Genomic DNA, 10,870 nt, shown 5'->3' with positions numbered 1-10,870 from the left:
CGAGTGCCCACACAGATTGTCTGATAAATTGTTAAAGAGCGTTCGGTATATTGACCGAAGGTGTCGGGAAGTTTTTTTCTCATCGACAGGGCGCGTATTATACTCACCCAATTTAGCGTGTCAAGTTAATTTTTAAAATTATTTTAACTTTTCTCGCTACGATTGCGTTTAAATTTTGCTATTTTATTTCACGAAACTTAAATCAACCGCTTGTTGGCTCTATTTGTTTATTCTGTTAAGAATTTGCTTAGTGGCTAACAGGCGGCGAATTATAGGCGATAATTTTTATTGCGCAAGTCTTTTTTAAAAATGAGTTCTCATTCGATTAAAAAATTTACAACTTAATCATTAAATGCTCAATTAGCTTAATTTTAGCTCTTTTATTTCGAAAAGATGATAATTATCGAGGACGTCTTTAAGTCTCATCACTTCATCATTTAGAGAAGTACAAATCGCAATATTATGATGATGACTTAATTTAAGTTCGGATTCATTCTCTAATAGCCATGCTGTTCTTCTTGCAATAGCAACTCCTGAATCTACTAAACGCGTTCCTGCAGGTAAAACTTGTAATAGTTCATCAGTAAGGAGAGGAAAATGGGTACACCCAAGCACAACTGTATCAGGCGCTTCTTTCATCAATAGCCAAGGTTGCAATATTCGTTTAAGTGCTTCTAATTCGACAGGCTTGCCATGTAATTTATCTTCCGCAATTTCTACAAGTTCTGATGTACCTAGCAGCACTATTTTAGCATCCGCAGCAAATCGCTCTATCAATTCATGTGTATACTCACGCTGTACAGTCGCTTTAGTTGCAAGTATACCAACAATATGATTGCTAGTCAGCTTAGCTGCAGGCTTAATAGCAGGAACAACTCCGACGATTGGAAATGAAAACTGTTCTCTTAATGGCGGCAAACTGACCGTACTTGCCGTGTTACAAGCAATTACTGCTAAAGATAATGGATATTGTTGCTCTACTGCAGTAACAATCTTAACAACTCTTTCTTTAATATACTTCTCTGATTTCTCTCCATATGGAAATCCCTCATTATCAAAAGCATAGATAAAGTGTAAATCGGGTAATAATTTTTCAATTTCTTGATACACAGAGAGTCCACCTACACCTGAATCAAAAATCAAAATAGTAGGTTTGCCTCGTGAATTAGAATTTGTATTCTCCACCGATAGAGAATGATCTGCCTGTTGGTTGATAGCCATACACCGTCTCTCTTTGCTGATTAAATATATCAGATATTCTACCACGAATTATAAACGATGGTGTGATTTCATGACTTAGGGCGAGATCAAATTGCTGATTTATGGGTAAAGTCACTTTTTTATTAGTGAAGCTATCGTTATCAAATGTCATATCTTCACGCTTATCTTCAACATGATAATTTAAAGTTACTTCAGTTCTATCTATAACCTTAGTAAGCTGATAATCAAGTTGTTTAGGCGCTCTTCTTACTAGGCGGTTTCCTTTATTTTTATCTTTCGCGTTAAGATAAGCCAAAGTTAAAACTTGATCCGCATAATCACTTTCAAGCTTAAACTCTAATTCACCACCTGAAATTTCGGCTCTACCTATATTAATAAACTGTTCTGTTTGATAATCAATCAGTTCAGTAATATTATTTTTATACGCTGTCACTCTAAAGCTAAATTGTTCAAATTCTCCCTCTAGGTTTATCTCTGCTTGTTTACTCTGCTCAGGCTTCAAGTTAATATTTCCACCATATTGGCTATACAATTGCATTAAATTGGGGGCTTTATAGGCATGGCCATATAACACACCTACCTTATAGTTTTCTAAAATAGGATAGCTTACACCAAAATGATAAGTCAGGTGATCACCAAATTGAGATTGATTATCATGCCTTAATGCAGTCTCAACAAGCCACTTTTCTAATTGGTATTGTGTAGTCATATAGACTGCTCGATTGTTTAAAGAAGAACGCTGCTTAGTGTTTGAATCAGATGGGGTTTGCTCAGTTATTTGTTGCTGCCATTCCCCCCCTAAATTAATTGACCCGTAGCCATAACGCCAAGTATTGATAAGCTGTATTTGATTTTGTCTAGCATCATCTAAAGAAGCGGTGATATCCTTACGCCCATTTCTATCATTATAGTTATAATCTTTTGTTTGATTATGACTTGCAATAAGTTGTATAGCATAACGATCTGTTTGCCAATACATTCTACCATCCAAATTACTACTTTCTAATGCTCTTTCATCAATTAAAGCCGTTGGATCAACATAAGAAAAAAAGCCATCATATTTATTGCGATTTTGAATGCCGAAAGCCCTAATATTTCCAGATAAGTGTTGGTTAAATTGATGTGCAATACCAAGCCAAGCAAAACGATTTTGATAGCCATCTTTATCAGGTTGCCTAATACTTCCAGCATCTGGCATATTCGCAACAGCATCGGTACCTTGACTCCTATTTAATCCAATTGCACCGTTCACTTTAGTCATTCCTTTCCCTAACTGTGCGCTAAGATCATACTGCTGAGTATCATGTGAACCTAGGGCTACTCTAGCACTTCCTAGATAATCATCGTTTTCTTCCGGGTAAGTGATAAGGTTTATCACCCCTCCGATAGCATCAGATCCATAAAGAGCGCTTCTTGCCCCTCTAATATATTCAATCTTTTGGATTAAAGAGAGTGGAATTTGGCTTAAGTCAGATGCGCCAGAGATATTCGCTTGATTCAATCTAATTCCATCAATCAAAACCAATACATGCCTAGATTCAGTTCCTCGGATAAATAAACTACTCTGCTGGCCTGTACCACCAGATTGCGCAACACTTATACCAGGCAATCTTTTAACAAGTTCAAGCACAGAATTTGCTTGTGACTGTATGATAGCGTCTCTTGTCAAGGTAATTGTAGGTGCTAAAACTGAAGATATAGGAGATAAATATCGACCTGAAGTTACCGTAATAACTTCATTATCAAGTAAATCATCATCAGATAGAACACATAGAGAAATAAGTAACATTGAAAGTAAAACTAACTTAAAAAAAAGAATAGTTGATTGGAAACGATGTGGGTTAACAGGTAATTGATCTGCTGAAGTTATTTTTTGAATAAAAAACATAAAGGAGCATCCATTGTAATGATGGATAGCGCGGTGAATCGGCAAGTAATTCGCGACTTACAATTCTATTGCGTAATCATACTGGCAGGTTTTCGGACTGAGAAGTTCAATGGCATCCCCATAGCGTAAAAAAATGACTTCCCATTTATTCTACTTATCACCGATTTAGTGTCTAAGTTTATCAAAACAGTGTCTGCGTGAGCATATTTTTTTACTTCTTACATTACCGCTGCGCGTCAGTTCTGGAATGACACCAGATTCCCATACACCAGAATGATAATATAAGCTCTCTTGCGATTAAATGCAACGAGTTAACTATCTACTTGCTTTTAAAATGGATTAGGTTTTTCTTATTTGTTGAAATAAATATTTATATGTGTTTGCTATAGCAAAATATCTTAATACAGAGGAAAAAGTGAGAATTGACCGATAAGCCGGGTTCTGTCTTGGACAATCATTCCTCTAGACCAATAATCACTCATTGGTTCAAGCAGTCTACCCGAGTTCCGTGCGGACCACACTTAACGAACTCCTATTTGACCTTGCTCCGAGTGGAGTTTACCGTGCCACGAACTGTTACCAGTCGCGCGGTGCGCTCTTACCGCACCCTTTCACCCTTACCTGATCTCTTTCGAGCCATCGGCGGTATACTCTCTGTTGCACTAGTCGTCAACCTAAGTTGCCCAGGCGTTACCTGGCACTCTGTCCTATGGAGCCCGGACTTTCCTCCCCCTTATCTGTCTCCCCTAGAGGACAACGATAAAGCAGCGATTGTCTAGTCAATTCTCATGTACATAGTAATCCATATTTGATACTGAGTAAACATAACATTCATTTTAATGAAAAACACTTATTTCTTAAGTGAGCTAAAATATTGACATCTTCCCCTTCCTAAAGGAGGGGGAGCCCAACTGCGGTTACTTTATTAACGCGATGCTCGACTTTTTTGTTACATAATTAGAAAGGAGCTGGCATTACTTACAACTAATTAAGGCTTCAATCATAATTGGGTGTAAAGTAAAGTCATGCCATCATTAGTTGATTATCTCATCTATACTGTTATTAATATAGGCGATAGCTTAAATAAAATACTGGGAGAATACGGGGAAACCTCTTAATGATTATCCGAAATCAGCATGCCAGTACATTTTAACCATACTAATATTTTATTAACTTGCTAAGCATTATAATTAGAGACTGAGTGCGTTTAAAAACTAGTCATTATACGGCTATATTTAGTGCAAATAAAATTATGGTCATCAACTCCTTAATGTGATAGTTTAGCAGAGATACTTTTTTGCGGCGGTAACCGTCGTAAAAAATAATAAACCAAAGAAAAGATTTGGTGTTTAGCAATCGTTAGTCATGCTAAGCACGAAACGATGAGAGTACCTTATAAGCGGTATACCATATCAGTTACAAAGAAATGGCTTATGGAGCAAGTGCACATGCGGTGAATAATACTATCAAAACCGATAAATTACTGCTGTTAACTACATATTTTTAAAATCAATACCCCATAAATTACTTGGGACGGCGTAGTTGCTTATATGCAACAGATGATGAATAATAGCGTGTAGATAAATAACTTCCGCCCATAGTGGTCGGTGGATTGTAAGCACTATCTATATCTGGTTTGTCGCAATATTTGTCGTTAGGAAATTCGCCTCATATCCACTTATATTCAGTGGGAAAACTTCCTTTCTGGCTTCGGAGATTGTTATTACCAGTTAAATTCAAGGGACATAGTACAACTAAACTTTGAACTGATAGCTTATCAAAAGATAGGGCGTTTGTTAAACACTATAAAAGAACTTGACCATTACACACCATAATTTTTATAATAAAGGGTGCGATTATCTAGAGCCTCAATATTGGGATTCTGTAAACTGTTTCTTTGAGTAAAAGCGTTAACTCGAATTTGATAAAGAATAAACCAAGGATTGACTGTATGCGTATTGCTAAATTACCTCTTTTAATATTTGCAGCTTTGCAGATGATTTCCGTATCTTCAATGCACGCAGTAGAAAAGGCGAGCGGTGATACGGGGCCAATTTACGGAAAAAAACCGACAGCTAACGCTGAACTAGAAATAATCAAAAATGTTGCTGGTACCGAAGTAAAAATTGCAAAAGATGAATCCAATTTGCAAACAGAACAGCCGACAACAGATTCTTCCACTGAATCACCGGTTTCACAATTAGACGAAAGCCTTAAAATCATAGATGCAAAATTAGAGCTACTGCCAAAAGATACATTAAATGATTTCACTAACTTCTTACCTAAAATCAATACAGCCACAGTTAAGGTCAATGATGCTGATTTAGATGGTTATGATGGAAGTGACCAACCTGTCAATGTGAACCTCGAATTAATCCTATCACAGGCGATTTCAGAATTAATTTTACCAGATCAAACCGCACCGAATGAAAATAGTCCAATTCAAAATTTAACTGCAACAAGTTCAAGTGAATTAGACATTCAAGATATTGCACCCACAGCACAACTTAGTGAGCTATACAAATCGATTAAATGGTTTCATGAAGATCGAACTAATCCAGAACAAATCATTGAAGAACCAATAGTATTACCTTTAACACAAGCGCTAAAAGATACCTATCCGGCTGAAACAATCAATGCCTATTTACCAAATGGTTTACCTGGAAAAGTTTGGACCGGTGAGAAAGGTGAACCTAACGAAAATGGGATCTCTCCAGTCATCTCAACACAAGGTATTCCTTTTGAGAATACAACCATACTTAAAAGTCCTAAATATCAGTTTAAAATTCCACCGCGCGCACCGTTTATTTTTGTACGTAATCCCTTTCCAATTAGTCGAGTCGCTGAACTGTATCAAAATCCAAGTTATATTAATAATTGGTGGGGAAATAATAATGGGATTACTTGGGAAAGACCACTTGAGCCAACTGCTGAGAATTGGCCCTTGAATGATTCGTTCAGAATTGGTAGCGATAATGATGTGATCAGTAATGTGTATCCATTTATTCAAGTCAAATCGATTGATCCGAATAATAAAGTCAACTTCCCAACCAACGGATTTAAAGGTGCAACATTTCGTGTTGTTACGCCGATGATGTATAAGAATTATACATGGACATCGAGTCACCCTAATTTAGCCAGTGTTGATCCAAATAGTGGCGTCGTAACGTTACTGGCACCACCCGCTAATGATAAAGTCGAAATTAAAATTACCGCTGTCCCTAAAGTACCATTAATCGATATTGATGGCATTTCACACGCACCTAATACTACCAATAATCCAACTATTGAGCATAGGTTTAGTTTGAAACGCTGGTTTATTCATTCTAGCGAAACGAGTGGTGGACAAAGAACCACGTCATTTAATGATGCCTATAATTCCTGTGTGAACTACGATTACAAAAAAGAGCAACCGTATGTTCCGCCTTTAGTGACCTCAATGACCGGTATATCACCAGAAACGGATGTAGGTAACTGGATTGATGGATATTTACCACCAAGAAATTTAACAACTGATCAGGAAAACCTAATCTCACTTTGGGAAGAGTGGGGGAATCCAGGTACGATTCCGATTAATCAAACATGGGTAACTGATGCTGAGGACTCCATTTTATATGATTTTAATCAATCAGCATTAGGCCCAGGTAAACGCATTGATTTAGCGAAATATCATGCGTACCCAGATGGCCCAAATTTTTATTATTTCCCTTTCTTCAATTCAACCCAAGGTACAGGAGTTGTTCTATATCCGGATTATTTAGACGGGTTTGCTGATTATGACTCAATACCAGGATATCCTCAGATTTATTGGGACACCGGGATTTTTCCATTTGCGGCATCACATGTTAATTTTAACAATGGTAAAGCAGGATTAAATGCTTCAGATCTCAGCCGGTTGAATTTTGTTTGTGTTAGAAATCTTAATGGCGTATTGGATACCCCTGCTGTACATGATCTTAAAGCTACCAGAAAAATAGAAAATGGGAAGACAGTTTACTCTGCAACATATAATTTCAGTGGTGTTGATAATCAATCGTTTTATGCATGGGTATCTGATGAAAATTATATTGCTCGTCCGATTCAATTATCAGATGAAGAGATTCAAACTACTAATGACATTGACGAATTGCAAAATCATCCTCTAAGTGAGTATTTTCAACAATTATTGGGATATGTAGTCACTGGGAGTGAAACTTTTGAATTCATATTAAGAAAAGTTGGCCCGAACGGTGAAATTGAACCTTATGTAGCCAAAAATCTGTCAGACAAACCACATACATTGTTTTTATTTGCTTACGATGGCGCTAAAGCGCAACAAGGACGTGGATGGGGGAATTTTATTGTTGCTGAAACTGGAGAAACGATTGAAACCGCCGAATTTGGTGCAATGATTGGTGCTAATCAATCAAGTCGAATTTATAATAGTCAGACCAACTGGCCTGATGATGCGCTAGAGTATATTCCTTGGTTTGAAGAAGCATTCTTGCAATTTTTTGGGAGAAGCAAAACAGTTTATATGAGTGATTACAACGTTGTCCCGCTAGAAGATATTGTTGTCACAGTATCATGGGATGAAGAGTACATAAGTAGGATGTCTACGGAACAAATTAACCGAATTAATCAATTAATGGGCAGTAATGTTACAAGTCCAGCACAATGGGAATTAAATCGTTTTATTGACGTTACCCTTTCTGAAGGTAATCCGCACAAAGGTGTGTTAAATGATCCAGAACGGAAACTGAGATTCCGTCAACCACCACCAATTATTCCAATTAAAGTGAGTGTAAGTTCCTCTGCAAATTATAATATTCCAAAACCGTTAGAGATTAGTTTTCTACCGAGTGTGTGGATGACAGGTGAAGGGGATATGAAGGCTAACAAAGTTGAAGCTTTAGATACATGTGAAAGAAAAGAGGATATCTTTTTCAGAGCAGGTAATCCAGAACCAAATCCTATCATTAGGGATCCATCTGTGGATTTGGCTAATTTAAGCGAAAAACAAAATGTTTACTCCGAATATTATCGATTTGGTGATGAGGGGCGTTTGTTTACCTTACCGCCAAGTATGAGACCTGAATTAGATCCGTATGTCCAAAGTTTTTATCCTTGGAAAAATGCAGCTTATCTACAACCAAACTTCTTCCTTGTCAATAACTCATCGATGGCGAAAGCTTGGTATAGCATGGCGTTATATGGTGGGAATTGGCTAGAAGCTTCAAATAGATGGGGAGGCTTTCCTGCTAATTTAAGATATTGGACGGTAGAAAACACTTATGGAGGAGTAGAAACACCTTGGGTGAGGGGCTCTTATGAAGCAACATATACAACAGAGGGGCGAGCCACAGGTTGGACAGCTTTCAATGCATTGGTGATGTGTAATGCACATATGGATAGCGACTTTAGAAAGCCTTATTTAACCGTTGCTGAACTTAAAGCAAATAATTTGTAAGCTCAAAGCTGATAAGTTACATGAGTTGTGAATGCTAAATTTAAGGTTTATTAAAATTATTTGCTTCCAGTTCATGACGTGACAACAATTTATAAAATTCTGTACGATTACGATCGGCCAATCTCGCCGCTTACGTCACGTTACCTTTCGTAATCTGGATCACCTTTCTCAAATAGTTGAGTTCAAATTGATTTCTTGCTTCTGTAAAAGTCGGCAGTGCGGTATTTTCACATTGAAGTGCTTGTTCAACTAAGGCTTCGCTAATGATAGGTACGGAGGTTAATGAGACACACTGCTCAATCACATTAACTAGTTGTCTAACACTACCCGCCCAGTTAGCTTAGGCTAGTCATGTCATCGTATCATTCGAAAACACGCGTTCTTTGATTTTGTTTGATTGAATATTTTACTTTTCGCTTATTTTTTGTATTAAATGATTAGCTAAAATTGGAATATCTTCTTCTCGTTCGTTTAATGTAAGGATTTTGAGATTGGCCACATTTAAGCGATACAACAGAGCTTCACGAAGTTCACGCTTTTCCATGACTTGATATGTAGTGATACAATTTTCTTGTAGGCAGTTATAGCTTATAATGACAATTAAATTGGAAAAATTACGATGATAGAACAAAATAAATCATGGTGCGTCGATGAAATTACACGCACATCAATATCATGATCACCACCTACCCTACCAGTCTAACTTTACGTTCTTGTAAAACCAGTAAAAGTTTGACTTTTAAAGACAAGAGTATATCACCAATTTCATCGAGAAAAAGGTATCGCCATTTGCCGCTTGGAATAACCCATCTCTTTGACTGACTGCGCCAGCAAATGCGCCTTTTGCGTGACCAAAAATTTCGGATTCAATGAGTTGTTCGGGCAATGCCCTGCAATTAATCTGATAATATTGCTTGAGCTAGCTTTGTGAATTGCTTTTGCGGGCACTTATAGATAGCTGTGGTTATTCAGCAATTTAATTTGTTAGTGCACTACAACACGAATACCATATTCTGCAATAATCTATTCAATACAGAACACCATACATTAAAGCGCAATTCTTAATTCAAGTGATTGTATTATAATTACTTTAAATTTCTCATTTCAAATTATACTCACCTTTGTACTCACTTTGGTAATTACTGGGATAATAGCCGAATGGAGCGTTTGAAAGGAGCGTTAAAACTAGATGGGTAACAAAACCTAGAAATGATAATTTAACGGTTTCTCATTAATATATAATTAATTATATCGTAAAATATTACAGTGCGATTAGGTCTCATAGTTATAATGGTGGCTTTACACCAAACAGATCTAAATAATTACATTGATAAACCTACAAGAAAGAGTCCGAAATTATTTGCCCACCACAAAACAACCTAAAGCCATCATAATGATAAGTCTGCCCCTTGTGGCATGAAACTTCATTGTTCCTTACGGAGGGTGAAAAGCATCAGTAGTAATGAGATTAATTGTAGGATCATATTTGTAGTGTTTTTCTCGTAGGGTTGGAGTTATGAAAAATTTAGGAGGGTATAAACTATATAGTGTATAATTCATTTAACAGGGCAACACTAAAGGAGTAAGCTATGTCACAAGCTAAAGTTTTTATGAATAATAACACTCAAAATGTGCGGTTACCCGTAGATATGCGTTTTCCAAAATCAGTGAGCTTAGTTACTGTAAGGGCTGTAGGAAATGAGAGAATCTTATCACCCATTGAAAATACATGGGATAGTTTTTTTCTAAATGATAAGCATGTATCAGATGATTTTTTACCAGAACGGGCAGAGCAACATCAGTCTGAGCGTGAGGGGTTTTAATGCTAAAATACCTGCTAGATACTAATATTGTTATCTATGTTTTAAAGCCCGCCCTATAGAATTGTTAGCTCGTTTCAACGCTAATACTAATCGAATGGCAATTTCTGTAATTACACTTTCTGAGTTATTGCATGGAGTAGAAAAAAGCACCTCACAGGAGAAAAACCTCCAAGTTGTTGAAGATTTTATTTCTCGTATTAGTGTTTTAGATTATGACGCTAAGGCTTCCGCTCACTATGGTCATATTAGAGCAGGGCTAGAACGAAATGGTACCCCAATTGGAATTAATGATTTACATATTGCGGGGCATGCAAGAAGTGCTGGATTAATACTTGTCACTAATAATCGCAAAGAATTTGATAGCGTACCAGGTCTCATTGTAGAAAATTGGTTAGATAATTAATTATTATACTTTAAAATTCATCACATGAAACATTTGAATGATGTGTTAATGGTTAAAACTATCAACACATCATTAAATGATCCAAT

General features: G+C 36.8%; 4 protein-coding genes, 1 other RNA gene, 2 pseudogenes and 1 riboswitch. Of the genes and pseudogenes, 3 read left to right on the top strand and 4 right to left on the bottom strand.

Annotated elements, in window-relative coordinates:
• Positions 1–360 precede the first annotated feature (360 nt).
• From murI to rnpB, 3 genes are all read right to left on the bottom strand, one after another.
• Entirely contained in the window at positions 361–1,221 is an 861-nt protein-coding gene (gene murI, locus BMW37_RS11200; RefSeq protein WP_093321058.1) for a glutamate racemase, read from the bottom strand.
• A complete protein-coding gene (locus tag BMW37_RS11195) occupies positions 1,166–3,109 on the bottom strand; it encodes a TonB-dependent receptor domain-containing protein (protein ID WP_093321056.1) in 1,944 nt (647 codons plus the stop codon). Before BMW37_RS11195 ends, murI begins: the two co-directional genes overlap by 56 nt.
• Before the next feature lie 66 nt (positions 3,110–3,175).
• A riboswitch (cobalamin riboswitch) is annotated at positions 3,176–3,397 on the bottom strand.
• Positions 3,398–3,523: 126 nt separating this feature from the next.
• Positions 3,524–3,896: RNase P RNA component class A (gene rnpB / locus BMW37_RS11190), an RNA gene on the bottom strand.
• A gap of 1,164 nt (positions 3,897–5,060) precedes the next feature.
• On the opposite strand from rnpB, the gene BMW37_RS11185 reads away from it, so the two are divergent.
• Positions 5,061–8,558 (top strand): hypothetical protein, encoded by a 3,498-nt coding sequence (locus BMW37_RS11185; RefSeq protein WP_093321053.1) that lies wholly within the window; start codon positions 5,061–5,063, stop codon positions 8,556–8,558.
• 40 nt (positions 8,559–8,598) lie between these two features.
• Here BMW37_RS11185 and BMW37_RS14950 read toward each other — a convergent pair.
• Positions 8,599–9,474 (bottom strand): annotated as a pseudogene (locus tag BMW37_RS14950) (sigma 54-interacting transcriptional regulator); the annotation flags it as partial.
• Between the two features lie 673 nt (positions 9,475–10,147).
• Here BMW37_RS14950 and vapB point away from each other — a divergent pair.
• The gene (gene vapB / locus BMW37_RS11170; RefSeq protein WP_093321052.1) at positions 10,148–10,381 is read left to right on the top strand and encodes a type II toxin-antitoxin system VapB family antitoxin; all 234 of its coding nucleotides are present in this window, start codon (positions 10,148–10,150) and stop codon (positions 10,379–10,381) included.
• Positions 10,381–10,784 (top strand): annotated as a pseudogene (vapC, locus tag BMW37_RS11165) (type II toxin-antitoxin system tRNA(fMet)-specific endonuclease VapC). The gene vapB and the pseudogene vapC overlap by 1 nt, the downstream one beginning before the upstream one ends.
• Positions 10,785–10,870: the final 86 nt, after the last annotated feature.

This window comes from Thorsellia anophelis DSM 18579 (genome assembly GCF_900111395.1).
Taxonomy (GTDB): Bacteria; Pseudomonadota; Gammaproteobacteria; order Enterobacterales; family Thorselliaceae; genus Thorsellia; species Thorsellia anophelis.
The sequence above is the reverse complement of the archived record's forward strand: the minus strand, read 5'-3'. Positions and strand labels throughout refer to the sequence as shown.